Annotated in this window: 21 protein-coding genes; 16 read left to right on the forward strand and 5 right to left on the reverse strand. The window is 68.2% G+C overall.

The features are described from left to right. The first annotated feature begins 81 nt into the window (after nucleotides 1–81). From G4Z16_RS25365 to G4Z16_RS25390, 6 genes are all read left to right on the forward strand, one after another. Nucleotides 82–954: a hypothetical protein gene (locus tag G4Z16_RS25365; protein ID WP_197352960.1), complete on the forward strand. Its 873-nt coding sequence runs from the start codon at nucleotides 82–84 to the stop codon at nucleotides 952–954. Then, complete coding sequence (locus tag G4Z16_RS25370; RefSeq protein ID WP_197352961.1) at nucleotides 951–2,006, forward strand: alpha/beta hydrolase; 1,056 nt, start codon at nucleotides 951–953, stop codon at nucleotides 2,004–2,006. Before G4Z16_RS25365 ends, G4Z16_RS25370 begins: the two co-directional genes overlap by 4 nt. Next, nucleotides 2,006–2,626, forward strand: a complete 621-nt coding sequence (locus G4Z16_RS25375; protein WP_197352962.1) for a hypothetical protein — start codon at nucleotides 2,006–2,008, stop codon at nucleotides 2,624–2,626. The genes G4Z16_RS25370 and G4Z16_RS25375 overlap by 1 nt, the downstream gene beginning before the upstream one ends. Next, nucleotides 2,623–3,393 carry a class I SAM-dependent methyltransferase gene (locus G4Z16_RS25380; protein WP_197352963.1) on the forward strand — a complete coding sequence of 257 codons (771 nt, stop codon included), beginning with the start codon at nucleotides 2,623–2,625 and terminating at the stop codon, nucleotides 3,391–3,393. The genes G4Z16_RS25375 and G4Z16_RS25380 overlap by 4 nt, the downstream gene beginning before the upstream one ends. A 106-nt stretch (nucleotides 3,394–3,499) precedes the next feature. Beyond that, nucleotides 3,500–5,506 carry an ABC transporter ATP-binding protein gene (locus G4Z16_RS25385; RefSeq protein ID WP_246531062.1) on the forward strand — a complete coding sequence of 669 codons (2,007 nt, stop codon included), beginning with the start codon at nucleotides 3,500–3,502 and terminating at the stop codon, nucleotides 5,504–5,506. Further along, a complete protein-coding gene (locus G4Z16_RS25390; RefSeq protein WP_197352964.1) occupies nucleotides 5,503–6,981 on the forward strand; it encodes a phytoene desaturase family protein in 1,479 nt (492 codons plus the stop codon). The genes G4Z16_RS25385 and G4Z16_RS25390 overlap by 4 nt, the downstream gene beginning before the upstream one ends. Nucleotides 6,982–6,988: 7 nt before the next feature. Here G4Z16_RS25390 and G4Z16_RS25395 read toward each other — a convergent pair whose 3' ends face one another. Next, nucleotides 6,989–7,963 (reverse strand): helix-turn-helix domain-containing protein, encoded by a 975-nt coding sequence (locus G4Z16_RS25395; protein ID WP_197352965.1) that lies wholly within the window; start codon nucleotides 7,961–7,963, stop codon nucleotides 6,989–6,991. A gap of 1,048 nt (nucleotides 7,964–9,011) precedes the next feature. On the opposite strand from G4Z16_RS25395, the gene G4Z16_RS25400 reads away from it, so the two are divergent. The 4 genes from G4Z16_RS25400 (at nucleotide 9,012) to G4Z16_RS25415 (ending at nucleotide 15,187) form a co-directional block, all read left to right on the forward strand. After that, nucleotides 9,012–11,522, forward strand: a complete 2,511-nt coding sequence (locus G4Z16_RS25400) for an ATP-binding protein (protein WP_197352966.1) — start codon at nucleotides 9,012–9,014, stop codon at nucleotides 11,520–11,522. Between the two features lie 480 nt (nucleotides 11,523–12,002). Further along, the gene (locus G4Z16_RS25405) at nucleotides 12,003–13,892 is read left to right on the forward strand and encodes a helix-turn-helix domain-containing protein (RefSeq protein ID WP_197352967.1); all 1,890 of its coding nucleotides are present in this window, start codon (nucleotides 12,003–12,005) and stop codon (nucleotides 13,890–13,892) included. Nucleotides 13,893–14,054: 162 nt separating this feature from the next. After that, complete coding sequence (locus G4Z16_RS25410; RefSeq protein ID WP_197352968.1) at nucleotides 14,055–14,582, forward strand: hypothetical protein; 528 nt, start codon at nucleotides 14,055–14,057, stop codon at nucleotides 14,580–14,582. A 62-nt stretch (nucleotides 14,583–14,644) separates the two neighbouring features. Further along, nucleotides 14,645–15,187: a hypothetical protein gene (locus tag G4Z16_RS25415; RefSeq protein ID WP_197352969.1), complete on the forward strand. Its 543-nt coding sequence runs from the start codon at nucleotides 14,645–14,647 to the stop codon at nucleotides 15,185–15,187. A gap of 297 nt (nucleotides 15,188–15,484) precedes the next feature. On the opposite strand, the gene G4Z16_RS25420 is transcribed toward G4Z16_RS25415, so the two are convergent. From G4Z16_RS25420 to G4Z16_RS25435, 4 genes are all read right to left on the reverse strand, one after another. After that, nucleotides 15,485–15,664, reverse strand: coding sequence for a hypothetical protein (locus tag G4Z16_RS25420; protein WP_197352970.1), 180 nt, complete (start codon nucleotides 15,662–15,664; stop codon nucleotides 15,485–15,487). A 268-nt stretch (nucleotides 15,665–15,932) separates the two neighbouring features. Next, on the reverse strand, nucleotides 15,933–16,514 hold the full coding sequence (locus G4Z16_RS25425; RefSeq protein WP_197352971.1) for a TetR/AcrR family transcriptional regulator: 582 nt from the start codon (nucleotides 16,512–16,514) through the stop codon (nucleotides 15,933–15,935). After that, entirely contained in the window at nucleotides 16,511–17,716 is a 1,206-nt protein-coding gene (locus G4Z16_RS25430) for an acyl-CoA dehydrogenase family protein (RefSeq protein ID WP_197352972.1), read from the reverse strand. The genes G4Z16_RS25425 and G4Z16_RS25430 overlap by 4 nt, the downstream gene beginning before the upstream one ends. 41 nt (nucleotides 17,717–17,757) lie before the next feature. Further along, nucleotides 17,758–18,525 carry an SDR family NAD(P)-dependent oxidoreductase gene (locus tag G4Z16_RS25435; protein WP_197352973.1) on the reverse strand — a complete coding sequence of 256 codons (768 nt, stop codon included), beginning with the start codon at nucleotides 18,523–18,525 and terminating at the stop codon, nucleotides 17,758–17,760. Between the two features lie 296 nt (nucleotides 18,526–18,821). Between G4Z16_RS25435 and G4Z16_RS25440 the strand changes: the two genes are divergently transcribed. The 6 genes from G4Z16_RS25440 to G4Z16_RS25465 all read left to right on the forward strand — a co-directional run bounded on the left by G4Z16_RS25440 (nucleotide 18,822) and on the right by G4Z16_RS25465 (nucleotide 26,020). Beyond that, nucleotides 18,822–20,123, forward strand: coding sequence for an MFS transporter (locus G4Z16_RS25440; RefSeq protein WP_197352974.1), 1,302 nt, complete (start codon nucleotides 18,822–18,824; stop codon nucleotides 20,121–20,123). Nucleotides 20,124–20,163: 40 nt separating this feature from the next. Then, nucleotides 20,164–21,798, forward strand: coding sequence for an AMP-binding protein (locus G4Z16_RS25445; RefSeq protein ID WP_197352975.1), 1,635 nt, complete (start codon nucleotides 20,164–20,166; stop codon nucleotides 21,796–21,798). Then, a complete protein-coding gene (locus G4Z16_RS25450; RefSeq protein ID WP_197352976.1) occupies nucleotides 21,785–22,801 on the forward strand; it encodes a TRAP transporter substrate-binding protein in 1,017 nt (338 codons plus the stop codon). The genes G4Z16_RS25445 and G4Z16_RS25450 overlap by 14 nt, the downstream gene beginning before the upstream one ends. 31 nt (nucleotides 22,802–22,832) lie before the next feature. Then, nucleotides 22,833–24,008: a thiolase family protein gene (locus tag G4Z16_RS25455; protein WP_197352977.1), complete on the forward strand. Its 1,176-nt coding sequence runs from the start codon at nucleotides 22,833–22,835 to the stop codon at nucleotides 24,006–24,008. A gap of 118 nt (nucleotides 24,009–24,126) precedes the next feature. Then, entirely contained in the window at nucleotides 24,127–24,888 is a 762-nt protein-coding gene (locus G4Z16_RS25460; RefSeq protein ID WP_197352978.1) for an SDR family NAD(P)-dependent oxidoreductase, read from the forward strand. 37 nt (nucleotides 24,889–24,925) lie between these two features. Continuing rightward, entirely contained in the window at nucleotides 24,926–26,020 is a 1,095-nt protein-coding gene (locus G4Z16_RS25465) for a CaiB/BaiF CoA transferase family protein (protein ID WP_197352979.1), read from the forward strand. The last annotated feature ends 98 nt before the right edge of the window (nucleotides 26,021–26,118 follow it).

The following is a 26,118-nucleotide window of genomic DNA, read 5'->3' on the forward strand; positions in this document are numbered from 1 at the left end:
CTCGATAACCACCTGCCACCCACGCCGGTGAGAGGCGGCACATAATTCCTATGGCCGGGGAAGGGAAAGGGAAGAGCAAAAATGAACATCTCCTCTGCGGCACGGAGATCACTCTCCTCCCCGGTCATAGGCCGGGAGCGTGCACTGACCACCGCGGAACAGCTCAGCGCGACCGCATATCTCATGAGCAGCCTGGAAATACTGGCAGCCGAACGCGACCGCCAGAAAGGCGGATTGAACAACTGGGATCTGGCCCGGGACAATTACACATGGGCACCGCCGAAGGTGCGCGCGTCGCTCGACTTCCTCGCCAGGCCGGACGTCACCCGGTGGATCCACGGGGCCCGCGCACTTGCCAGCGCCTCGCTGCTCGTACCGGGCACCAGTCGGCGCCACCGCGCTGCCGCGAACGGCTTCCTCGCCCTCACCTCGGTCGCCACCTACCCGAGGCACCACTACGGCACCGACGGATCGGATCAGCTCTCCTTCCTCGTGCAGTCCGCGGCCATGATCGCCCGACTCGGCCAGCGGCAGCCCGCACTCGTCGACAGCTGCCTGTGGTACGTGGCGCTCCAGGCCACGCTCTCGTACGCCACATCGGGCTATGTGAAGATCGCCAGCCCCATCTGGCGCTCCGGCGAGGCCCTGCCGGGCATCATGCGCACCGAGACCTACGGTGACGGCAAGGTCTACGACCTGATGAAGCGCTATCCCAAGGCATCCCGGAAGCTGGCGCACGCGGTACTCGCCATGGAGTGCGCCTTCCCCGCCGTATTCCTCGCCAAGGGACGGCTCACCCCAGCGATGCTCGCCGGACTCGGCTCGTTCCACGTCGTCAATGCCCGGGTGATGGGTCTGAGCCGATTCGTGTGGGCCTTCCTGGCGACCTACCCCGCGATCCTCTACGTCACCCAGAGCCGCGAGTCCACGAAGCCCGGCGGAGGCAGCCGATGACCGCAACCACGAGGATCACGATGCATCCCGTGCGCAACGACGCGCTCCCTCGCATCGCCGGCGGCCTGCTGAGCGCCGTCGTCGCGACCGGGCTGACCGTCCAGCAGCTTCGCCACCGCAGGGTGCTGCGCGGCCAGGGCGACGAGTCGTTCTTCGAGACGTCCACGGGCAACGTGCTCGCCTATCAGCTCACCGAGGCCGAAGGACCGGATTCGTCGCCGGTCCTGGTCTGCGAGACCGGCCTGTGCTCCACCGTGGAGCACTGGATCCGGCTACGCCGCATGCTCGGCTGCGACCACCCGGTCCTGGCGTACAACCGGGCCGGGTACGGACGAAGTGAGTACCGGCTGCGGGAGCCCTTCTCCCTTGCCGCGGCCGTCGCCGACCTAAGCGACCTGGTCCGTGCGGTCTGCCCCTCCAGGCCGGTGGTACTCGTCGGACACTCGCTCGGCGGCCATCTCACGCTACGGGCGATCGAGCCGCTGCGCGACCTGGTGACCGGCGTTGTGCTGCTGGACCCCAGCCACCCCGCCGAGCTGCTGCGGTCGCGCGTGCAGGCCGACGGCGCCAACGTGTTGACCTCCGCTCTGGCGCTCATGCCGGAGTCCGCCCGGCTCGGTCTCGGCAGCCTGCTCACCTCTCCTCCCTGGCTGCGGTGGCTGCCTGAGGACATGCGGCCGCTGATTCTGGACCAGTTCCGCGACTGGAAGCTGTGGAAGGCCACCGTTCGTGAATGGCACGCGACCCACACCGAGTTCCTCGACCACGACGGCGTGCTGCCGAAGGTCGGCGTACCGCTCCGCCTGGTGGCCGCGGCCACCACGCACGCCAGGGACCCGATCCACGCCGAGCTGCACCGGGAACTCGTTGGCACGTCGCCCGATGGCGACCTGTGCCTGATCGAGGACGCAAGGCACGACGAGCTCGTGATGAACGAACGGCCCGCGGCCCAGGTAGCAGAGCTGATCCGGGAGTTCACCATCGGACTCCGCACGAGCGGGCTCTGCACGAGCGGGCTCCGCCCGACACTCGACGCGCCGGAGGTGCGCTGATGTTGCTGCCCAGGCCCAAGAGCGAAGCGATAAGGCGGGCGGTGGAGCTCGGCTTCGCGAGCTGGCTGACGATCACGATACTGAGCCAGCACCCGAACACAGCCTTCGATCGGCTTCGGACAGCCGACAAGGTCGGGCTGCTCATACCCAACTGGCGGTTCTTCGCCCCGACTCCGGCCCAGCACGACTACCACTTGCTGTACCGGACGCTGGATACCGACGGCGAGCAGTCCGCCTGGCAGTCGGCATCACAGATCAACAAACGGAAATGGGCCCACGCCGTCTGGTTTCCCGGACGCCGTCAGGAGAAGGCCATCTTCGACGTGTGCGGCGAACTGGGCCGGTTGATCGTCCGTAAGGATGTGAAGGTCGCCGACAGTGCGGCGTACCGGCTGCTTCGCGACTTCGTCATCCGGCACCTCGACGAGTCCGACCCGCGACGCGTCTCGCTCACGGGCTTCCAGTTCCTGGTGGTGCTCTACAGCGGACACGACGACTCCGAGGACCCGCAGTACTCCTTCATCTCTCCCTTCATCCGGCTGTCCGAGCCAGATCCCACGGACCACGCCGGCGACGCCGATCACACTGGTGCCGCAGATCAATTGGAGCACGCGGCATGACGAAGAGCGAGGCCGCGCCGCAGGTCGACGACCCCGGCTACGGCCGCAGGTTCGCCGACTTCTACGACAAGCTCTTCCCCAAGAACGCCGGTGCGGATGCGATAGCCGAGGCTCTCGCATCCATGGCCGATGGCGGTCCCGCCCTGGAACTGGGCGTGGGCACCGGGCGGATCGCCATACCGCTCGCCGAACGCATCGGCGCTGTCATCGGCGTCGACTCCTCCCCGGAGATGCTCGAGGAACTGCGCCGCGACGTGGAACGCGCCGGAGCTCCGGTCCAGGCCGTCCACGGTGACCTGCGCACATACGAGGACGAGTGCAGCTATCCCCTCGTCTACCTGGTGTGCGGGACCCTCTCGATGGTGCTCGAGCCCCAGCAGCAGCGGCAGGCGGTCGCCAGGGCCGCACACCGCGTCGCACCGGGCGGCCGCCTGGTGATCGAGAACTTCAACACCCCGGGAATCCTCGCCATGAGCCAGGAAGGCGGGCACTTCACCTCCTTCGCTCCTTACCCGGACCCCAACACCGGGCTGCTCACCTCCTGGTTGGTCGAGAAGGACACGGGTCTGTGGCAGTCGTCCCACGTCTGGTTCGAGGACAACAGCTTCCGCATCGCCTCCGACGTCAACCGGCTCATCCCGCCGGAGGAGGTCGACCGTTACGCCTCCGCGTGCGGGCTGGAACTGGTTCACCGCTGGTCGGACTGGCAGGGCACGGCATACGACGAGCGCGGCGCGATGTACATCGCCGTCTACGAGGTCCCCTGACGGGATGGTGAGACGGGCCGGCGAGCCCGGCGCGGATCCCAGCAGCCACCGAAGCACGACCCACCAACTCCGGGACACGACCCACCAACTCCGGGAGGAGCCCGCAATGACCGCCACGCGGTACACCGATCGTCGGCGGGGCCGCGGACGGCACAGCCGCAAGACCGACCGCACTACCTGGGAGGGGACCTGCGGCAAGCCGGATTCAGTCTGGACCGTCTCTCTCCAGCACCGGGCGCTGCTGATCACGGGCATGCTGCTGGGACTACTCGGTGTCGTCGCCTCGCTCGCCCAGCCCTACGCCATCGGCAAGCTGATCGAGACTGCCGAGCTGGACCAGTCGCTCGCCGGGCCGATCGCTCTGCTCGTCGTACTCTTCTGCGCGGACGCGGCCTTCTCCTCACTCCAGGCCTACGCCATCGGACGAACCGGGGAGAACATCGTCTTCGACGTCCGCCGGAACCTGATCGAACGGCTGGTGCGGGCCGAACTGACGTCGGTGAACAAGCAGCCACAGGGCGACATCCTCACCCGGACGGTGACCGACACCTCCCTCGTGAAGATCGCACTTTCGCAGAGCCTGGCGCAGCTCTTCATCAACGGGGCGACGATCATCGGCGGTGTCGCCCTGATGTTCGCCATCGACATCTGGCTCATGCTGATCACGCTGGCCTGTCTGGGAGTGGCCAGCCTGGTGTCCATCGGCCTCGCCCGCAAACTCCGGCAGGTAGCCGTGCAGAACCGTGAGGACACCGGTGCGTTCGGCACCGAGGTGCAGCGGGTGCTCTCGGCGCTGCCCACGGTCAAGGCCTCCCGTGCGGAGGACCGGGAGTTGCTGCGTATCGGCCAACAGGCCCACCTCGCACGTACGTCGGGAATCCGGGTCAACGCGTTCAACGCGCTGCTGATGCCGTCCATGAACGTCGGTACCCAGGCGGCGCTGGCCATCGTGGTGGGCGTCGGGATGACCCGCGTGGCCGGCGGAGCGATGTCGATCGCCGACCTGACCGCCTTTGTGATGTACCTCTTCCATCTGGTGTCGCCGCTGGTGCTGTTCTTCATGGCCATCGGCCAGTTCGTACAGGGGCGCGCCGCGGTACAGCGGGTGGACGGGCTGGCCGCACTGCCCCAGGAGGGGCAGGAGGAACGGGTCCAGCAGCCCGCCCTCGTCGGATCGCTGATCCAGGACCGGGGCGCGATCGAGTTCCACAACGTCCGGTTCGGGTATGACGGGCAGAGTGCGGACGCGAACGCGCTGGCGGGCGTGTCCTTCCACGTACCGACGCGCGGGCTGACCGCGATCGTCGGCCCGTCCGGAGCGGGCAAGACGACCCTGTTCCAGCTCATCGAGCGCTTCTACCGGCTGGACGGCGGCAGGATCCTTCTCGGCGGCCAGAACATCGAAGCACTGCCCCTGGACACCGTCCGCGGGCTGGTGGGCTACGTACAGCAGGACAGCGCGACGATGCGCGGCACCATCCGGGAGAACCTCACCTACGCCAACCCGGAGGCCGCAGAGGCCGACATCCGCGAGGCCGTGGAGATGGCCGGTCTCTCGGACGTCATCCAAGGTCTGCCACAAGGACTCGACACCGATCTGGGCGATCAGGGCAGCGGGCTCTCCGGCGGTCAGCGGCAGCGGCTGTGCATCGCCCGCACGCTGCTGCAGAAGCCCGCGATCACACTTCTGGACGAGGCCACCTCTCATCTGGACTCCGACTCGGAGCGGGATTTCCGGCAAGTGCTCCAGCGGATCTCCCGGCACTGCGCGGTCGTCGCGATCGCGCACCGCATCTCCACGGTGATCGACGCGGACCAGATCGTCGTGCTGGAGAACGGCAGGGTCCGTGCCACCGGAGTCCACGACGATCTGATGGAGCGGGACGACCTCTACCGCCGTCTCGCCGGCTCCCAGCTCCACGCCGAGTCAGGGCTCGTGGGCGAGCCGGTCATTCCGCGACTGGAGCAACAGCACCCGGCCTACGAGGCGTTCGAGTACCCGCCGCAGCAACTCAGGCCGGATGCGGACGCGTTCCAGCCGCAGAGCGCGGAGGGCACCTCGGACGTCCAGGCCGGTCAGCAGTTCCCGGAACCGGTGGGCGGCACCATATGACCTCCGCCGACGTGGCGGTTGTGGGTACCGGGCCCAATGGGTTGGCGGCGGGGGTGACTCTGGCCCGGGCGGGCTTGAAGGTGGAGCTGTACGAGGCGGCCGACACCATCGGCGGCGGACTGCGCACCCAGCCGCTCTTCGAGCAGGACGTGGCCCACGACATCTGCGCCGCCGTCCATCCCATGGCCGCCGCCTCCCGCTTCTTCCGCGAATTCGACCTTGCCACCCGCGGCGTGGAACTCCTGCACCCGGAAATCTCCTACGCCCACCCGCTGGAAGGCGGCCGGGCCGGACTCGCCCACCACGACCTGGCCGCCACCTGCACGGAACTCGGCCCGGACGGCGAACGCTGGCGGACACTGATGCAGCCACTGCTGAACCACAGCCAGGGCGTGGTGGACCTGATCCTCTCCGGCCAGCGCACCCTGCCCCGCGACCCGTCCGCCGCACTGGCACTGGCCACCCGGATACCGGTACACGCCAGCCGTCTCGGCGCCGCCCGCTTCGCCACCGAAGAAGCAGCCGCCCTGCTCACCGGCGTCGCCGCACACGCCATGGGCAAACTCCCCAGCCTCGCCTCCGCAGCCGTCACGATGCTGCTGGGTCACCTCGCCCACGGAACCGGCTGGCCATTGCCACGCGGCGGCAGCGCCCGCATCGCCCGGGCCATGGCCGCCGACATCACCGCACACGGCGGCAGCTTCCACACCAACTGCCCCATCACCAGCCTGGACCAGCTCACGAGCGCCCACACGATCCTGCTGGACACCAGCGTCAAAGGACTACTGACCCTCGCAGAGGACCAACTGCCACCGCGCTACACCCGCCGCCTCAAGCGATACCGCTACGGCCCAGCTGCCGCCAAGGTCGACTTCCTGGTCACCGAACCCATCCCCTGGGCCAACCCCGCCGTCGGGAGAGCCGGAACCGTGCACCTCGGCGGCACCCACGCCCAGATGATCCACCAGGAGACCCTGACCGCCCGCGGCATACCCACCCAGGAACCCTTCGTGCTGCTGGTCGACCCAGCCGTCACCGACCCGGGCCGCGCCCGCCCCGGCAAACGCCCGGTATGGGCCTACGCCCACGTCCCCAACGGCGACTCCAGAGAACCCGCAGAACTCGTGCGCTCCCGCATCGAGCACTACGCCCCCGGCTTCACCGACACCATCCTCGCCCACCGCTGCGTCACCGGCGCCGGCTACGAGACCTACAACCCCAACTACGTCGGCGGCGACATCGGCTGCGGCGCCATGACCCTGACCCAGTCCCTCGCCCGCCCCACCCTCAGCATCGATCCCTACCGCACCCCACTACCCGGCCTCTTCCTGTGCTCCGCCGCAACCCCACCAGGACCCAGCGTCCACGGCATGTCCGGCTACCTGGCCGCACAATCCGCACTGCGCACACGCTTCGGCATCACCACCACACCCTCGCTGGCACCCGAGCCGACTGTGGCGGAGGGCATGGGCTGACCCGGGTTCAGATCCAGCCCCGCTCGCGGGCCAACAGTGCCGCCTGTGCCCTGTTGTCAGCCCCCAGGTGCTTCATCACGGCTGCGACTTTGCGCCGGAACGTACGCACCGATACGCCGATGCTCCGTGCGGCGGCCTCGTCCTTGTCGCCCGAACACATGGCCACGAGCACCTCCCGCTTGGTCGCGGCGCTCAGCGCTTCGTCGGCTGACTCCTCGTCTCTGGCCGGGAGTTCCTCGGCCTGTTCCCAGATCCGCCAGAAGAGGGCGACGATGCTGGAGACCAACCCGCTCTCGTGCGCTATCAACGCTCCGCGTGACGTTTCCACGGGATCCACGGGCACCACGGCGACGTTCCGGTCGTAGGCCAGAATGCGTTCCGTGGTCTCGTCGACGACCCGGATCCGTGCTCCTTGGCCCGCCAGTTCGCGCAGATAGGCGGCTGTTGGGGGATGATCGAGCGCGGCGCGCAGCACGATCATGTGCAGCCGGATTCCCCTGCGCAGACAGCGCAGGTCCAGGCGGCGGGCGTACTCGATGCTCTCCGGCTGCAATTCCTCGTAGGGTTCGACGGAGAGCACTTCCTCCCGCGCGAAGAAGGAGAGGTCGTCTATCCGGTTGCGCATCTCCGCCAGATCCGTGAGCTGCTCGACATCACACGAGGCGGTAGTCCGTGAACTCTGCTCGGTACGCAGCGAATCGGCGATCTGCCGACACCCGGTGACCTGCTGGAGTTCGCTGTGCAGCGCTCCCAGTCGCTGGTCCGCGAGCCGCGCGATGGCGGTGTGCGGATCGGTAGGGATCATGCGGCACCCGCCGATGATGCGCAGCATGCCCAGGTCCAGCAACCTGTCAACACAGTCCGGTACTGACTCCTTGTCGAGGTTCAGCTCCGCGTGGATCTCCTCAACGGAGGTGTTCGGGTTGCGTAGGAAGTACCGGTAGACCTTTTCTTCGGCCGCGCTCACACCGAGCACTGCCATCGCATTGGTATCCAACCCGCGCCCACGTTGCTCTTGGGTCGGCTGGGGCTGACGACCTGCTCTGATGCGCGACGGACGACGCGGTGGCGTGGGAGCAGGGACGCTGAGAAGCACATCACGCATGGGAGTTGGACTCAGAGCTCCTCATTCAGGGGCAGGTTCACGTGGACAGGCCACACCGCTCACCGGTGTCGGCTGTACGTGGACTCTCTTGGCAGTTGGTAAGCGACCCCGGTGGTCTTTGTGGAAGGCGCGCTGCTCGCACTGCTCGTGGGCCCGTGCGCCCGTGCGTCGGGTACTGCCCGACGCGACCAGCCCGGTCGATATCGAGGTTCACAGAATCTGTGGCAGCGTTTCAGGTGGGCTGTCTTCGGTAACTGGAGGTCCGCCCCCAGTCCGGCGACGCCGAACGCCTTCGACCCGCTTGCCGCGCTTGTGTGGCCTCTGTGCCGTGGATCTGAATGGTCTGGCTCATCGCAGTCATCTCTGGGATCTAGAGTCATTTTCTTCGGCCCGAAGTGTGTGGACTACGCGCCAAAGTGATCTGCCCCATCACCTGTCTTTCGATCCTCACCGGCTGCTGACTGAGTGTGCATCGGCAGATCGTGCAGCGATGAGGGGCGGTGCGAATCCGCACCCGCACGACCTGGCCGGCCGCTACCGGACGTCGGGGGCGACAGGGGCCACCGGGGGTGACCGCAGGACGCCCGGGGCGTACCGATCTGGTTCAGCCGCATGACGGATAGCACCTCCACACAAGCGAAGAGGAACGCAAGAGATCGGAATCAAAACCACTCGACTTCTCACACAGATCCCGTCCTGGTTCTTGTCACGCAAGCACCATGAACTCCGCCCACTTCGCGGCCAGATGCACGATGAGGTGGTGAGTCATGAGCAGGATGCTTCCGCTTCCCTCCGCACTCTTGTGCGCAGCCTGGTGCGCCTGGAGGCAATTGCGCGGACATCTCCGAATGGCGAAAGCGGGAAGGATCAGGCCTCGGTACTGGCCGAACTGCAGAGGACCAGTGGCTGGGCCCTGCGAGCCGCTGTGGCACGTGCCCGGCAGCGGGGAGCGAGCTGGCGTCAGCTCGCCGTCACACTCGACATGCCGGCGATGACGCTGCACCGGCAGTTCAACTCCGGACACGGCGTCTTCGCGATCGGACAGCACCGCGGCGGCCCGGCGCCCACGGAGACGAACACGGAGACGGGAGACCGACAGGCGAACGCGGCCGGACAGCCCACGTTCGCCGACGCCCCGGCCACCTCCCCAGGAGCGCCGCCACGCCAGCAGGACGGCGATCCCCCGGCCGTGCTGGACCAGCTAGTCGGGCGGGAACGCGAACTCGCGGACCTGCGTCCGCTACTCGCCAAGAACCGCCTGATCACCCTGACCGGTCCGGGTGGCGTGGGCAAGACGCGGCTGGCGCTGGAATGCCTCGCGAAGATCCGCGCTTCCTACGGTGGTGGTGTGCGGTGGGTGAACCTCGCGCCCCTGTCGGATGGCTCGCTGGTCGCGCCCACGGTCGCATCGGCCGTCCTTGGCGGATCCATGCCGAACGGTTCCGTCGAGGATGCCGTCGCGGACGGCTGCGGCTCCCGGTCCGCCCTCATCGTGCTGGACAACTGCGAGCATGTGATCGAGAGCTGCGCGGAACTCGTCGAACCGTTACTGGAGCGATGTCCCCGGCTCAGTGTGCTGGCGACCAGCCGCGAAGCTCTGCAGATCACCGGTGAGACCGTCTTCCCTGTCACACCCCTGCCCGTACCCGGATCTGGCAGGGGCACCGTGGCCCGCTCCGGCGCCGCCGTCCAACTGTTCGTACACCGGGCGCGCTCGGTGCAACCATCCTTCACCCTCACGGACACGATGGCCGAAACCGTCGCGACGGTGTGCATGCGTCTCGACGGCATCCCACTCGCCATCGAACTGGCCGCGCGGCAGACCGCGTTCCTCTCTCCCACCCGTCTGCTGGAGGACGCCGACCGGCGGCTCGACCTGCTGGTGGGAGGTCTGCGCACCGCGCCGCACCGCCACCAGAGCCTGCGGTCCGCCATCAGCTGGAGCTACGACCTGCTCGACGCGGAGCAGCAGCAGGTGTTCCGTCGGATGTCAGTGCTCCCAGGCGGCTTCGAGGAGCCATTGGCGACGGCTCTGTGCGCCGGTCTCGGACTGTCCGGACACCGTATGTGGACACTGCTGACCGCCCTGGCCGACAAGTCCCTGCTGGTGAGCGACCAGGTAGCCACGGGTCGATTCCGCATGCTCGAGTCACTGCGGGTCTTCGGCCGGGAATGCCTCGAAGCGGCAGACGAGTCCGAAGAAGTGCACGAGCGGCTGCTGGCCTGGATGGCGGATTTCTCGGAGAGGCTGTTGCTGTGGACCAGCAACCCCGCCGTCGACCTCGCCGGACAACTCGATCGGGAACGCCACAACCTGCACTACGCCGTCACCACCGCTGAACGTCTCGGCGATCCGCGAACACCGCTCCTCGGCGCCGCGCTCACGTCCTGCTGGAACAGGCGCGGCGTTCCCCGCCAGGCCGAGAGGCTCGCGGAGAGGCTGCTCGCAGCCCACGCGTCCCCTTCGGTAGGACGTGCCTGCCTGTCCACCACGCTGTCGGACGCACTCTGCCGACGAGGGCACCACGCGGACGCCGTCGCCCCCGCGGAGGAAGCTCTTGGCATCGCCCAGACCCGAGAGCATCCCACGCTCATCGTCCGCGCGCTCGGTGCGCTCAGCAGAGTACGCAGCTGCCTGGGTGAGCACGACGTGGCGCTTGAGATATATCAGCGGCAGGTGGAGCTGCTCCGCACACTGGAGCAGCCCACACTCCTCGCGATGATCCTGAACCGCCTCGCCTGGAAGCTGCTGATGATCGGCCGGGCCGACGAGGCGACCGGGCACATCGAAGAGGCGCTGTCGTTACTTGACAGCGACAACGCGCTGGAGGCGCTCAGCGCCACCCTGCACACCGCGGCTGGCGTCTCCATCACCCGGCAGCGGTTCGAAGAGGCCGCCCAGTACTTCACGATGGCGCTCACCATGCAGTCCGTTGACGCCGAGGGCAAGCTGTACAACCTCGAAGGCCTGGCGCTCGTCGCCATGACCGACGGCCAGCCCGAACGCGGACTGCGCCTGCTCTCCACCGCGAAAACGATCCGGGAGAAATCACATCTGGTCGCTGACGCATGGTGGAACGACATGGTGCAGACGGCCGCGGAGCGAGCCCGCCAGGACCTGCCCCCAGCCCGTGCCGCCGCCGCGCTGGCGGACGGGGCGGAGCTCAGCCATGACGAGGTCATCCGCTACGCCCTGCACAACGCCTGGCCGCCGGGCCGCTGCGACCACCCCGATTCGGTTCTCACCTCCCGCCAGTGGCAGGTGGCCGAACTCGTCGCACAGGGCCTGACCAACCAGCAGATCGCCGCGCGTCTGCACATCTCGCCACGTACCGCCGCGAGCCATCTGGAAGCCGTGAAGATCAGACTGAATCTGCAGACCCGAGCACACGTGGTCACCTGGGTAGCCGCTACCGAACACACTCGCAAGGAATAGCCACCACACAGGCGGCGAAGACCTCACCGACGCGCTCGGCACGAGACCGTCGAGCTGATCGTCCGGCTCCGCAGCAGCCGACGGAACAGGGCCTGGACGCCGGCCCCGACGCCCTCGTCCCGGGCGTCTCGCGAGCGAAGAAGAGCATGTCGATGACCATGGCGGTGGTGGCCCCGGTCCGCACCGCGGCCGGGGGCTGGGCCCGGCCCCTGTGGACGATGCCGCGGGCGGCTTGGCGCAGTGCGCGGTCGTGGCCGCGGACGGCACGGACGTGGGTTCTGGAGGCACGCTCGAACGGCCAGGCGGCTTCGCGTAGTTCGCGTCCGGTGTGGGCGGCGGAGGTCGTGGCTAGGGCGTCGAGGACTTCACCGCCGGCGGCGATCCCCGCGGCGATGGCGCCGTCGTCCTGCAGTCTCTGATGCTGGTTCACGTGGCGCGGTTGGGGGACGATGTCTCTTCGCCCTGTAGGAAGTGAGACGGATGCTGAGTCTGGCCGACTTTCTGTACTCCTCGGCGGACAGCCTCTGTTACTACCCGGGGATCCATACATTGCGGCGGGAATCCGCCGTGGTCGAGCGCGTGGTGATCACGGATACGGACTGGCGGCTGAGCGAGGCGGAGCCGGGCAAGGCGGCGCTGGCTGTCATACCTGCCGAGGGCGCAGACATCGACGCCGCCACCATCCCGCAGGCCATGGCCCGCCTGGTGCAGCAGGGAGTCACGGCCATAGCTCTCACGGCGGCTGACGGTGTGACATTCCCGGACGGCATCGAGCGGGAGGCCGCCCGCTGCGGAATCCCCGTTCTTGTTCCTGCGCGGGCGGGGAGCGCCACCGCGGAGCGTATCCGCGGTGACCTGGTGGACCTCCAGGTGGCCGTGCAGGAGGCGCACAGGGAGCAGATCGCGTACGGGGCGCGGCTGGCGACGGAGCTGGAGCATCGCGACCCGGAGAATGCCCCGGCCCGTCTGACCCGGTGGCTGGCAGGCGAACTGGCCCGCGAGGAGGCCACGGCACGACGGGTACCGCCGAGCGAGCGGCCTCCCGACATCATCACCGGCAACGAGGTCGCCGAGGAGGCGTACCGGCAGGTGCGTGACGGGAAGCGGCCCACCGCTCACATACCGGGAAAGCCCAATGTGCTGCTCAATCGCACGAGCGCGACGCGGCCCTTCGAGGTGCTGGTGGCCGCCAGTCCGCGGGAATGGACTCCGCACCTGGTCGATCTGGCGCGGCAGACCGCCCGGCACATCCTCTACTCCCAGGGCGTCGCGCTGCGGCAGCAACTCAGGAAGACGGAACTGGCCGTCCGGGTTGCGATTGTTCAGCAGCTGCTGACGGGGGATGTCGGCCATGCCCGTCGCGCGGCTGCGGGGCTGCCCTCCGGTCAACTCACGGGCCAGGACGCGCGCATGGCCGTGCTGCAGTGTGCGACAGCGGAAGACCGTGAGCTGGCCATGTTGGCTGCCGAGGACGCGACCGGGGGGCGTGCTCTGGTGTCGGAATGCCCGGCGGTGAAGCGGGACGTTCTGATCGTGCTGCCGAAACGGATCGCCCGGGACGATGCCGCAGTCCGGGCCATGCTCTCCCCTCTGACAGAGGGCACCGGGGCGGCCGTGGGTGTCTCCAACACGATGCCTTACTGGAGTCTCGCTTTCCTCTACACCACGGCACGGGGGGCTCTGGCCGCGGCCCGGGGCGCCGAGGACCGCATCGTGGTCGCTGCCGGCGGCACCACCTTGAGTGGTGAGCTTCCGCAGCATCTGTACGCAGCGTGGGCCGCAGCGGTGCGAGCCCCCCTGGCACGGCGATTCCCGGATGGTCAGCGGGACATGGTCCACGCCACCGTCGTTGCCGTGGCGGAGGGCACCACCATCGCCGCCCGGTTGCTGAACCTGGGACACACCACCGTCCGCACCTACATGGAGACCGTCATCGGTGCCATGGGCCTGGACCACCGTCAGGAGACGCACCGTGCCGTGGCCCAACTCGCGCTGACCGCACCGTCCGTACCGGCCGTCGGCGACGCCTCCACCACTCCCGTACAGCCGCTGGCGAGTCTGCTGGCGCATGACGGTCCCCGCAGATGGGCCGAGACGGTGCTCTCTCCCCGGAGCGACCCGGACTCGATCGAACTGCTGGCGACGTGGCTGCGGAACAACGCGGAGACGATCGCGACAGCCCGCGCCTGCGGGCTCGGCCGGAACACCGTGAGGCGGAGGTTGGAGGCACTCGCGCACAAGTTGGCCCTTCCGCTGACCGACCCGGGCGGTAGCGGGCTGCACGAGGTGCTGTGGGCGCTGGTCATCCGTGGTGACCTGGACGTCGGGCTCCTGCCCGATCCCACCGCAGAAGATCCAGCTCCGCACTGACCCTCAACTCACCTCCCTGACCAGCCGGTTCATCGCAAGTGAACCGGCTGTCTCTCATACGGCGCCAATGCACCACCTGATCGGTGCCTATGCACCACGGGTTTCGGCCACGTGCCTTCTACCTTCCTCTTGAACCACCGGTGACGGCAGCGAGGAGGGGTGATGAACACACCGGAGCGCATCGCGGTGCTGGCGAGCGACCAGGCCCGACCGAGCCTGCACACCTGGCTGACCGAAAGCGGCTACGAACCGCACTCCTGGACCACCGGCACCCCGCCCGTGCACCGACTCACCACCCTCATCAGTTACCTCCCCACACTTGACTCGACAACCGCCGCGGTCCTGCCCGCACTTCCGCTCCTCTCTCCGCCCGCCACCTGGGTACAGCTCGGCCCCTTGCCGCTGGCACACGCGGCCGGCCTGGCGGAACGCACAGCCGCCGCCGGGGCGCGATACATCCATGTCCCGTACGTCCAGCAGCCGGGCACTCTCACTCCTGACCCTCCGCTGTGCGTGGCATTCACATGGGCCGACGACCCTCTCGCCGATCTGATCTGCGCCCTGACCTCCCCGCTCCGACTCTGGGCAGGACCGCTGAAAGACCGGACGGCACCCGGCCCGGACGATGTGGACGCCCTCACCGACCTCATGACGACCACCGACGACTCCCACCCGCGGGAGGACTCATGACCCCCACCACAGATGTCCGCCCGGACAGACCGGGCGGGATACCCAGAAGGGCACTCCTTTTCATGACAACGAATCTGATGCGGCGGGCTGCGGTGTGCGCGGCCGGCACCGCCGTACTGCTCGGTGGCGCGGCCGTACCCTCGGTCTCGGCCGCCGGTACGTCCGCGCCGGCGGACGCGAAGGCGGGCAGCTGGCACTGCAACACGTCCAGCCGCAGCATCGACAATCCCGGCTACTCCGGACCGTGGGCGGACAACGTCGCGTTCAAGGTCAAGGCCTGCTCCAAGCGGTCCGGCGGCACGGTCTACGGCAAGTCGCGCGTCAGCTGGTCGACGCCCAGCAGCTACTCGAGCAGCCCTTTCGACGGCGCCCGCCTGCGCACCTACGTAAAGAAGAGCAAGTCCGGGTCGGACCCTGTGCGCTGCTACAAGACCTCGCGGTCCCTCCGGGGCAAGTTCGGAAAGTCGACCGGAAGCTACACCGCCGAAGGAGTCGGCTGCCGGGTCAGCAAGTACGGCCGCGGCGACGCAGCGCTCCGGCTCAACTGGAACAACGACGGCAAGGGCACGCGCACCTACAAGTTCTCGGCCGCACCTCGCGTTTGACGAGCTGACCGGGCACGATCCGAGAGGCACCGAAACCAACAGGGGGGTATTCGGCGTCGTCGAGCGATCAAGCCCCGGCAGCGCAATGGCGGTGGCCGGAGACAAGTGATCTCCGGCCACCGCCCTACTCCGACGTACGGGAATCCTCTCCGCGACGAAGCACCTTGAGAGTCACGGCATCCAACCCCGGGAGATGCTGACCTGGGTGGACGGCATCCATGTTGCTGATACGGTCATGCGCTTCGGCAGCGACAGCGACCGGCGTGTGCGACGCGCAGCGCCGCACGAGGTCGAAAGCTAGCCCATGCTCTGCTGCGGCGGTATCCAGTCGAGTTTGTGCCGGATGTGTGACGACATCTTCGCGTCCAGCTGCACGTGCAGTTGGACATGCCCGCAGGCCGCGCAGACGTAGGCGTCGAACACCGGTTGCTTCGCCCGCTCCGGGCCGGCGGATCCCGGCCTGCGACACGTACTCACCCCGGTACACCTCGGCGCTGCCGCACACCCCACAGCGGCCGTAGCGCATGTCCGCAGAAGTCATGAGGACGAGCCTAGATGTATTGACCTGATGCGTCGTTGACGCGGCTGATCGGTGACTTGGGAGATGGAACAGCACTGATCACGTGAGACCAGGTGCGGCAGCGGTACGGCGGAGCGCGCCGGGTGGGAGCGCGGGTTCCGCCTCCGGTGCACGGCCCTGCTGCTACGTGTCGAGGGAAGGCGTCCGGAGCAGACCGCGACGCACTCAACCCTTCAAGCGCACACCGTCCAGCAGCGCGTCGAGGAATTCGTCCGCCAGCTCGTCCGGACTGACCGGGCCTCCGGGTTCGAACCACAGATACGTGTAGTTGAGCATGCCCAGGATTCCCTTTACGAGCAGTCGAGGGGTGGGCCTGAGTACCCTCTCGTCGACACCGCGGTCGAGTACCTGGCGCCAATATCCTTCGTAGCGCTCACGAGCGGCGACGACCTTGTCCCGTTTCTCGCCCGTGAGCGCTGTGTACTCCCGGAAGAACACCGCCCATTCGGAACGATGACTCGCGATGTTCCGCAGGAGCTGCCGGGCCATCTCGCGAAGCAGCTCCTCCGCGGGACGACCGGCCCTCAGGAGCTCCTCGGCCTGGTCGTTCATGCGGTCGACCTGGGTCTTGCTGATCTCGTACAGCAGGGCCTCTTTGTTCCCGATGTAGTGATACAGCGCACCGCGCCCCAGGCCGACTGCCGTGCAGATTTCCGCAACACCCGTGCCGTGATAGCTGTTTCGGGCGAAGAGTTCGGCGGCGATGCCGATGACGCGCTCCCGGTTGTCCCCGTAGGTCGTGCTCATCTGCCGGCATACCCCTGAACTCGCTCGTCACGGCCGGGCCAGCCTATCGCCCCGAAGCCGTCGCTGAACCGGAACCCGGAGAGCAACTCCCGCGCGGCCACCATGTACTGAATCGTGGGCGTGCCCTCCTCGAGCCAGTTCAGGCGGGCGTCGCGATAGAGGCGTTCGACCGGGTGCTTTCGCGTGTAGCCGATGCCGCCGTGCACCAGCAGGGCCCGGTCGGTCACACGGCCGACGGCCTCCAGGCCGAACTGTTTGACCATCGAGGACTCGGCCGGAATCCGTGTCCCCGCATCCCACTTGGCCGCCGAGTCGGCGAGCATGCCGCGCAGGGCGTACACGTCCGTGGCCATTTCGGCGAGGTAGCGCTGGATGGCCTGCCGCTGCCCGATGGCCTTGCCGAAGGTCACCCTCGACTGTGCGTGTGCCAGCGACAGTTCGAGGGCCCGTTCCGATGTGCCCAGCGAGCTGGCAGCTATGAAGACGCGGCTGATCTCCAGCGCACGCTCGAGGTGCTGCTGGCCTTCTCCCGGCTTGCCGACGAGTGCGGAGGAGTCGACGGTCACCTCGTCGAGAGTGACCAGGCCGTGCTCACCGCCCTTGCAGCCCATGGTCTCGGGCAGCGGCTCGATGCTCAGCCCCGGAGCGTCCCGCTCCACGAGGAAAGCCGAGACCTCTTCGGGCCCGGTCTTGGCGAACACGAAGAAGTGACTGGCCAGGTCGGAGTTCGTGATGAGCCATTTCTGACCGGTCAGAACGAATCCGGAGCCGCTGGGACGCGCGGTCGTACCGAGATCGGCTCCGGTTCCGTGCTCGGGTTCCGTCAACGCGAATGCCACCGACTTGGCGCCGGTGGCGGCCCCGGGAAGGATCGCCTTCCGCTGGGTGTCGTCGCCGACCTCGGACAGGGCGTGGGCGAAGGAGTTGTGCACATGGACGACGACACGGATGCCGCCCTGAATCTTGGCGAACTCGGCGATGATGGGCAGGTATTGCCGGATCGAAAGACCGCTGCCGCCGTATTCACGCGGTACGAGCAGGCCGAAGGCTCCGCACTCGCGCAACACCGGCAGCACGATGTCGTAAGGGATCTGCTCCTCGTCCTCGATTCGGGACTCCAGGGGAGCGAGCTCCTCCCAGATCGCGGTGCGGACGTTCTCCGCCAGCCGCTCGTATTCCGTATCGCTCAGTCCGTCGTACACGATTGACCTTTCGTAGGAGATGAGTTGGCTTCCAGCGGCGGTCAGATCGACCAGCCGCCGTCCGCTGAGAGCACCGTGCCCGTGCAGTAGGTCGCGTCTTCGCTCAGGAACGCCGCGGCGCGAGCGATCTCCTCGACCGCTCCCAAACGACGCAACAGCGTGGAGCGGGCGATGCCCGCCCGGGCGGAGGCCGGCACCTGAGCGGTCATGTCCGTGTCGACGAAGCCGGGCGCCAGCACGTTGACCCGGACCCCGTCCCGGCCTGTTTCCTTCGCCAGCGACCGGGCGAAGCCGATCATGGCGGCCTTCGCGCTGGCATACGCGGTGTCTCCTGCGTGACCGATGACTCCGACGACTGAGGAGACGACCACGATGCTGGGGTCGTCGGAACGCAGCAGCGCGGGAAGCGCGGTACGCGTCAGCGATGCGACTCCGCCGAGGTTGAGCTCGATGATGCGCCACCACTCCTGTGCATCCATCTCGGACAGACGGCCGCCCCGCCACTGCCCGGCGTTGAGGATCAGCGCGTCCAGGCGTCCCCAGCGCTCCAGCACGGTGGCGACGGCGGAAGCGGCTGTCCGTTCGTCACCGAGGTCGTACTGCACCGGCATGACCTGCTCGGGGGTGCGGGCGCGGAGCCTCTCGGCTTCCTCGCGGCCGCTGCGGTAGCCGACCGCGACGTTGCGCCCGCGGGCCACGAGTTCCTTGGTGACGCCCGCCCCGATTCCTCGCGATCCGCCAGTCACGAGCACGGTGCGGGTGCCCGAACGGGCGGAGGGGGCGTCCTGGAGGGCTGCTGGTGTGCTCATGGAGCGAGTGTACCGATCGATACATTCAATGCGCCAGTGGCCTTAGCCAATCGAAATTTCGATGCACTCGACGACCTCTCGCATTGACGACCTCGTAGCGAGTTTGCTCATATATGTGCAGGTCAGAGGGTTGGACCGTGGTCAAATTCGCCGGTCTCGATCAAGGCCCAGGGCTGGCATCGATCCAGGCAAGATCCTTGTACCGATCGTTCCAAGAGGTATTGCGCTGACTTCTGATGCGTGTTAGCCATGTCATCGCACAGCTCAGCCCGTCCACGGAACGCAGGGAGCCGCTCGTGACCGCACAGGAGCTGACCAGAACACAGAGCAACCCGGCGAAGGTCGCGTTCGCGAGCTTCATAGGAACCGCGATCGAGTGGTACGACTTCTTCCTGTTCGGGGCGGCGGCGACGCTGGTCTTCAACGAGCAGTTCTTCCCGACCCTCAGCCCGGCCGCCGGAACTCTCGCATCATTCGCGACCTTCGGTGTCGCCTTCGCCGCGCGGCCGCTCGGCGGCCTCGTCTTCGGTCACTTCGGCGACCGCGCCGGACGCAAGAAGATGCTCGTCTTCTCGCTGCTGCTGATGGGTGTGGGCACGGTCGCCATCGGACTGCTGCCCACCTACGACCAGATCGGTATCGCCGCGCCCGCACTTCTCGTCGTCGTCCGCTTCATCCAGGGATTCGCGGTCGGCGGGGAATGGGGCGGTGCGGTGCTCCTGGCCGTCGAACATGCGCCGCCGGAACGGAAAGCCTTCTACGGAAGCTGGCCGCAGGCGGGCGTGCCTGCCGGTCTGGTGCTGTCGTCGAGTGCGTTCTTCGCCGTGGAACTGCTCCCGGCGGAGTCCGTCGCCGACTGGGGGTGGCGTCTGCCGTTCCTCGCGTCGGTCGTCCTGGTCGCGCTGGGGCTCTACATACGCCTTCAGGTGATCGAATCACCGGACTTCGTGCAGGTGCAGGAAGCCCGGTCTGTTTCCTCGTTCCCGCTCGGGGACCTGCTGCGCCACGCCAAGAAGCCCTTGCTGGTAGGCATGTTCACCCAGGCCGCCGCCAACGTGCCCTTCTACGTGGTCACGGTGTTCGTGCTCTCCTACGGGCCACAGGAACTCGGCGTCTCCCGGGGGGTCGTCCTCTCGTGCCTCATTCTGGCGTGCGTGCTGGACATCTTCACGATCCCGTACGTGGCCATGCTCTCCGACAGGTTCGGGAAGCGGAATTCACTGCTGGCGGGATCGGTGTACATGGCTGCGATCGCCTTCCCGTTCTTCTGGCTCTTCGATTCCGGGTCCACACCCCTGATCCTCGTGGCGATGATCCTCGTGGTGACCGTCGGGCACGCAGTGACCTACAGCGCGATCGCGGGATTCCTCGCCGGGCTCTTCCAGGCCGAATACCGCTACACCGGCGCTTCGACGGCCTATCAGATCGGCGGGATGGTAACGAGTGGTCCCGCGCCGTTCGTCGCGGCAGCCCTCTTCGCCGGTGCGGGTGAATCCTGGGTGATATCCGCATACATCGCGGGTGCCTGCGTGGTCACATTCCTCGCTCTGCTCGCGGTCCCCTCGCACCACACTGAAGAACAGCGGAGGATTTCATGAGGACCGTGAGGACCCGGACGGATTCGATCCGGGGTCTGCCGTGAGCACCGGGGAGACATGGACGCAGATCGAGGCGGCGCTGTCCCGCGACCCCGCCGAGGGGTTCAACTCCGCGCAGGAAGCGTGCAGCCGGTATGCCGATGAGCCTGGCAGGCTGGCGCTGATCGTCCGGCACGCGGACGGTACGTCCGAGCGGTGGACCTACCGTGAGCTGGACCGTGCGGCCGCCAAGGCGGGCCGGATGTTCGCAAGGGCGGGCCTGCGCCGCGGTGACCGTGTCGCCGGCCTTCTGTCCCGGCAGGTCGAAAGCTGGATCGTGGCGCTGGCCGCCTGGCGCAGCGGCCTGGTCTACGTCCCCCTCTTCTGCGGCTTCGGCACGGACGCGCTGGCCTACCGGCTGCGTTCCTCGAACGCGCGACTGGTGGTCGCCGGTCACCAGTGGAGGGACACGCTGGAGGCCGCCCTGTCCGCCCTGGACGAGGAGTTGAGGGTCTTCACGGTCACCGGCCCTCGCGGCTCGGGTCTGGTACGGGGCGATGAAAGCTTCTGGGCGGAGTGGGACCGCAGCGCCGCGGACGGCCCCCTGGCGGCGACCGCGGCCGGGGACCCGGCGACGCTGCTGTTCACCAGCGGCACCACGGGCGACCCCAAGTCGTGTGTCATGCCGCACTCGGCGCTGCTCTCCGTGCTTCCCTTCGCGCGGTTCTCGCTCGGTGTCTCCTCCCGCGACCTCCTCTTCACCGCGGCGGACCCGGGCTGGGCGTACGGTCTCTACTCCACCGGGGCGGCCCCGATGGCGATGGGCGTGCCCCGGGTGCTCTACAGCGGGGACTTCGACCCGGCCGCCTGGGTGAGGGTGCTGCGTGAGGAAGGTGTCAGCAGCATCGCTGCGGCGCCCAGCGCGTACCGGAAGCTGCTGTCCGTCCTGCGCCGCCAGGGTGCTCCCGGCGAACTCACGGCAGCGGCGGCAGCGGGAGAGCCGCTCGACGCCGATACCGCGGCCTCCTGGGCCGATGCGGGCGCACCACCGATCCGGGACGGCTACGGGCTGAGTGAAATCGGCATGGTGCTGGCCGACTTGGCCGGGGACAGCCCGCCGCAGCCGGGCACACTCGGCGGACCGGTGCCCGGTTTCACCGTTCGTCTCGTGCATCACGACGGCGAACCCGTAGCCGACGGCGAGAGCGGACTGATCGCTGTCGAACGCCCCAAGTACCAGCTCAGCAGCGGCTACGAGAACCGGCCGGACGACTGGGACGCCAAGTGGCGGGGAGATCTGTTCGTCACCGACGACCGTGCCCGCGTACTGTCCGGCGGTCGCTGGCAGTTCCTGGGCCGCGAGGACGACATGATCGTCACCTCCGGCTACAACGTGAGCCCTGTCGAGGTGGAACGTGTCCTGACCGAGCACCCCGGGGTGGCCGAGGCGGCAGCCGTCGCCGGCACCGGGCGGCGCGGCGGCACGGTGGTCCGCGCCGTGGTCGTACGTGCCGAACCCACTGCTCCCGCAGAGGAGTTGGAAGCAGAGCTGCGCTCTGCCGTTTCCCGGCGGGTCGGCGCTCATGCCGCTCCACGCCTGTTCGACTACATGGACGCGCTGCCCCGCAATTCCGTAGGCAAGTTGCTGCGGTCGGCCCTGCGTTCACAGACGGAGGACCCTCATGCTCAGCCGTAGAAGCGTCGCTTACTCCCTCACCGGGCTCCTTTTCGGCACGGTCTCCTGCAGCGCCGGCGCCGGCGTTGAGAAACCGTCCCAGGGCACCCGCCGGGCCGCACTCGTGCACGACATACCGCCAGGTCACCCGCGGATCCCGTACTTCGAGGACTTCGCCGAGTCGGTCAAGACGCGCTCGGACGATGCCGTCACGGTACGGATCAACCCTCAGCGCACCATCCTCGCCGGCCGGGAATCGCTCGACGCCGTCAAAGCCGGACGTGCTGATCTGGCAGCCGTCAACATGGCGCATCTGGAGGCCATGGAGCCGCAGGCCGGCTTCATGAACCTCCCCTTCGGCCTGGACGACTCGGTCATGGGCGAGGCCGGAAGGCGGAAGGCGGTGGCCGCAGTCCTGGGCGAACAGGTGCGGCCGCACGGCCTCGTTCTGCTCGGCCTCATGCGTGGAGCCGACCAGCTCTTCGCGTTCCCCGAGAAGGACGTGAGGCGGCTGGAGGATCTGAAGGGCAAGAAGATACGCGTGGCCGGTGACGGCATCTACGAACAGATCATGCGCAGGCTCGGAGCCGAACCCGTCGCCATTCCCATCCCCCGTCTCCGCGACGCGATGCGAGGCGGAAAGGTCGACGGCGTCTTCACCTCCCCCGGCGGCTGGTCGACGGAAGTCCGCCGCCACGCCCCGCACGCGCTGCACGTACCCGGGCTGATGTTCATCACCTACGCACTCGTAGCCGACGGCCGGTGGCTTGCCGGACTGCCGGACCGGCAACGCGCAGCGCTCGTGGCGGCGGGAGCTCGACTGACCGGCGGCTGGCGGCGGATGCGGCAGGACGACCAGAAGGTCATCAGGACGAACATCGCCGCCGGTGCCACGTACACCATCGCGCCCGAGGGAGAAGTGGCTCGGTGGCAGAAGCGAGTCGCGGCGATCCGGGAGGACTTCTTCGACGAACGTCCCGCGGTGGACGAGGCGTTGCGCAAGAAGGGGGTGGAACTGTCATGACAGTGAACCGCCGCCCGGGAGGTGCCCGGTGATGCGTGACGCGGTGATCGTCGACATGGTGCGCACGGTCAGCGGCAAGGGGAAACCCGGCGGGGCGCTCTCGCATCTGCATCCGGCGGATCTGCTGGCCACGGTGCTGCGTGAGCTGGTCGAACGCAGCGGGATCGAGCCCTCCGTCATCGAGGACGTGGTGGGTGGATGTGTGACGCAGACGGGTGTTCAGTCCTCCAACATCACTCGAAGTGCCGTTCTGGCGGCGGGATTTCCCGTGACGGTGCCTGCGACCACGGTCGACCGTCAGTGTGGTTCGAGCCAGCAGGCACTGCACTTCGCGGCGCACACGGTCATCGCGGGAGGCGCGGACGTCGTCGTCGCATGCGGAGTGGAGTCGATGAGCCGGGCGCCGCTGTGGTCGAACGTGGGCGAGGCCGACCCTCACGGTGCCGGTGTCGCCGAACGCTTCCCGCCGCGACTGGTGCCGCAGGGCATCTCCGCCGAACTCGTGGCGGCGCGGTGGAAGTTGACCAGGGCGGAACTCGACGCCTACGCCTGCGCCTCCCATGCCCGTGCCGCGGAGGCCGGCGCATCCGGGCTGTTCGCCCCTGACCTGGTGACGGCCGAGGGCTGTGCACTCACGACGGACGAGACGCTGCGCGGGGACACCACGGTGGAGGGCCTCGCACGACTCGCACCGTCGTTCAGGGACGAGGCGATGGCCGATCGCTTCCCGGAGATCAACTGGTCCGTGACCGCGGGCAATTCCTCACCGCTCACCGACGGGGCTTCGGCCGCCCTGGTGATGAGCGGGGAGAAGGCGGCGGCGCTGGGACTGCGCGGCAGAGCCCGGGTGCACACCACGGCGGTCGCCGGGGACGATCCGGTGCTGATGCTGATGGGTGTCCTCCCGGCGACCGAACGGGTCCTGAAGCGCGCCGGACTCTCGCCGCAGGACATCGGCTTCTTCGAGGTCAACGAGGCGTTCGCGGCCGTACCGCTCGCCTGGCAACGGGAGTTCGGCGTGCCCGGGGAGAAGCTGAACGTGAACGGAGGCGCCATCGCGCTCGGGCATCCCCTCGGCGCGTCCGGACTGCGCATCGCTTCAACTCTCGTGCAGACGCTTGAGGATCAGGGCGCCCGGTACGGCCTGCAGACGATGTGCGAGGCGGGCGGGATGGCGAACGCGACCGTGCTGGAGCGCCTGCCGTGAGCCGGAACAAGGCACGGCGCCGTACCGGCCGACGCGACCTCCGACGCCCGTGCGATGCGCCGAAACGAGCCTTGTTCATCCATCTCTCTTACCGGACCGAGCAGTTGAGGAGTACGCGATGAAGCTTCAAGGTGCCGCCTGCCTGGTCACCGGCGCGGCCTCGGGGCTGGGACTGGCCACAGCCAGGCGGCTGGTGCAGGCGGGCGCCCTGGTGACGCTCGTCGACCTGCCCACCTCCGGTGGCCGGGAAGCCGCCGAAGAGCTGGGCGAGGGTGCTCATTTCGCGCCGGCCGACGTCACCAGCGAACGGGATGTCGCTGCGGCCGTCGAGACCGCCGAGGAACAGGGGCCCTTGCGTCTCGCCGTGAACTGCGCCGGTGTCGCCACACCGGGCCGCGTTCTGGGAAGGCACGGCCCTCTCGCGCTGGAGGCCTTCTCCCGGGTCGTCCAGGTCAACCTGCTCGGCACCTTCAACACCACCCGGCTGGCATCGGCCCGTATGGCAGCGGCACCACCTGTCGACGGCGAACGCGGCGTGATCGTCAACACGGCTTCCGTCGCCGCCTTCGAGGGGCAGATCGGCCAGGCCGCGTACGCCGCCTCGAAAGGCGGTGTCGCGAGTCTGACGCTGCCGCTCGCACGCGACCTGGCCGACAGTCTGATCCGGGTCGTCTCCATAGCGCCCGGTCTGTTCGAGACGCCCATGCTGGCCGCGCTGCCCGAGGAGGCCAAGCAGTCCCTCGGCGCGCAGGCCCCCCACCCCAGCAGGCTCGGACGCCCCGACGAGTACGCCGCACTCGTCGAGCACATCGCGGAGAACCCCATGCTCAACGGCGAAACCATCCGCCTCGACGGTGCCATCCGGCTGACGCCCAGGTGACACCGCCCGACACGCGCCCGCACCCAGAGAGGAAGCCATGGCCGGACCTCTTCGCGCCCTGAACGTCATCGAATTCGGCGGCATCGGCCCCGCTCCGCACGCGGCCATGCTCCTGGCCGACCTCGGTGCCGACGTCGTCCGGGTGGAGCGTCCCAGCGGCGGCTACCAGGTCCTTCCGCCCGACACGCCCGACTGGCTTCAGCGCGGACGCCGGTCGGTGCACGCGGACTTGAAGACTGCGGACGGACTCCGGTCGGCACTGGATCTCATCGAGGCCGCGGATGTCGTCATCGAGGGTTTCCGTCCCGGAGTGGCCGAACGACTGGGCGTCGGACCCGAGGTGTGTCTCAGGAGCAATCCCGGTCTCGTCTACGCCCGGATGACGGGCTGGGGACAGACGGGCCCACGTGCGCACTCGGCCGGTCACGACATCAACTACCTGTCCCTCAGCGGCGTTCTCCATGCGATCACCGATCCTCAAGGCCGTCCGTCCGTACCGCTCAACCTCATCGGCGACTTCGGCGGAGGATCCCTCTATCTCGTGATGGGTGTCCTCGCGGCGCTGTGGGAGCGGCAGCACTCGGGCCAGGGGCAGGTGATCGACGCGGCCGTCGTGGACGGTGTCACCTCGCTCTCACAGGCCATCTGGTCGTTCCGGGCGCAAGGCGCCTGGACCGATCGCCCTGCCCGTAACCTCCTCGACGGCGGCGCACCCTTCTATGACACCTACCGCTGCGCCGACGGCCGTTACGTGGCGGTCGGTGCCCTGGAGCCGCAGTTCTACGCGCTCCTTCTGACCGGACTCGGCCTGGACGCGGACGAACTGCCGCCACAGTACGAACGTTCCGGGTGGCCCGCACTGCGTGAGGCGTTCTCTGCCGCCTTCGCCACCCGCACCCGCGAGGAGTGGGCAGCCGTATTCGGCACCGGCGACGCGTGCGTCACCCCGGTGCTCTCCTTCGACGAAGCGGCGAGCGACCCGCACATGACCGCCCGCGCGACGCACATCACCGAGGGCGGGGTGACACAGGCGGCTCCGGCGCCGCGCTTCTCGCGGACCGTGCCGGACGTACCGACGCCTCCCCGCTCGCCGGGAGCCGACACCGACGAGGTGCTGAACCGTGAGCCGTGATCTGCGGACGACCGACGCGGCGAGGATTCTCGACACCGAGGTGAGCGACCGGTGCGCGGTGGCGTGCGTGCACCCACTGTGCACCCGCCCACTGCGCA

Origin of the sequence: Streptomyces bathyalis, assembly GCF_015910445.1 — a bacterium.
In the GTDB taxonomy this organism is placed as follows: Bacteria; Actinomycetota; Actinomycetes; order Streptomycetales; family Streptomycetaceae; genus Streptomyces; species Streptomyces bathyalis.

What these genes read in the sequence shown, in the direction of transcription:
- G4Z16_RS25410 (WP_197352968.1), top strand. Translation starts at nt 14,055, where the DNA reads ATGAACACACCGGAGCGCATCGCGGTGCTGGCGAGCGACCAGGCCCGA.
- G4Z16_RS25450 (WP_197352976.1), top strand. Translation starts at nt 21,785, where the DNA reads ATGCTCAGCCGTAGAAGCGTCGCTTACTCCCTCACCGGGCTCCTTTTC.
- G4Z16_RS25390 (WP_197352964.1), top strand. Translation starts at nt 5,503, where the DNA reads ATGACCTCCGCCGACGTGGCGGTTGTGGGTACCGGGCCCAATGGGTTG.
- G4Z16_RS25380 (WP_197352963.1), top strand. Translation starts at nt 2,623, where the DNA reads ATGACGAAGAGCGAGGCCGCGCCGCAGGTCGACGACCCCGGCTACGGC.
- G4Z16_RS25385 (WP_246531062.1), top strand. Translation starts at nt 3,500, where the DNA reads ATGACCGCCACGCGGTACACCGATCGTCGGCGGGGCCGCGGACGGCAC.
- G4Z16_RS25425 (WP_197352971.1), bottom strand. Translation starts at nt 16,514, where the DNA reads ATGAGCACGACCTACGGGGACAACCGGGAGCGCGTCATCGGCATCGCC.
- G4Z16_RS25370 (WP_197352961.1), top strand. Translation starts at nt 951, where the DNA reads ATGACCGCAACCACGAGGATCACGATGCATCCCGTGCGCAACGACGCG.
- G4Z16_RS25365 (WP_197352960.1), top strand. Translation starts at nt 82, where the DNA reads ATGAACATCTCCTCTGCGGCACGGAGATCACTCTCCTCCCCGGTCATA.
- G4Z16_RS25435 (WP_197352973.1), bottom strand. Translation starts at nt 18,525, where the DNA reads ATGAGCACACCAGCAGCCCTCCAGGACGCCCCCTCCGCCCGTTCGGGC.
- G4Z16_RS25395 (WP_197352965.1), bottom strand. Translation starts at nt 7,963, where the DNA reads ATGGCAGTGCTCGGTGTGAGCGCGGCCGAAGAAAAGGTCTACCGGTAC.
- G4Z16_RS25460 (WP_197352978.1), top strand. Translation starts at nt 24,127, where the DNA reads ATGAAGCTTCAAGGTGCCGCCTGCCTGGTCACCGGCGCGGCCTCGGGG.
- G4Z16_RS25405 (WP_197352967.1), top strand. Translation starts at nt 12,003, where the DNA reads ATGCTGAGTCTGGCCGACTTTCTGTACTCCTCGGCGGACAGCCTCTGT.
- G4Z16_RS25375 (WP_197352962.1), top strand. Translation starts at nt 2,006, where the DNA reads ATGTTGCTGCCCAGGCCCAAGAGCGAAGCGATAAGGCGGGCGGTGGAG.
- G4Z16_RS25455 (WP_197352977.1), top strand. Translation starts at nt 22,833, where the DNA reads ATGCGTGACGCGGTGATCGTCGACATGGTGCGCACGGTCAGCGGCAAG.
- G4Z16_RS25465 (WP_197352979.1), top strand. Translation starts at nt 24,926, where the DNA reads ATGGCCGGACCTCTTCGCGCCCTGAACGTCATCGAATTCGGCGGCATC.
- G4Z16_RS25415 (WP_197352969.1), top strand. Translation starts at nt 14,645, where the DNA reads ATGACAACGAATCTGATGCGGCGGGCTGCGGTGTGCGCGGCCGGCACC.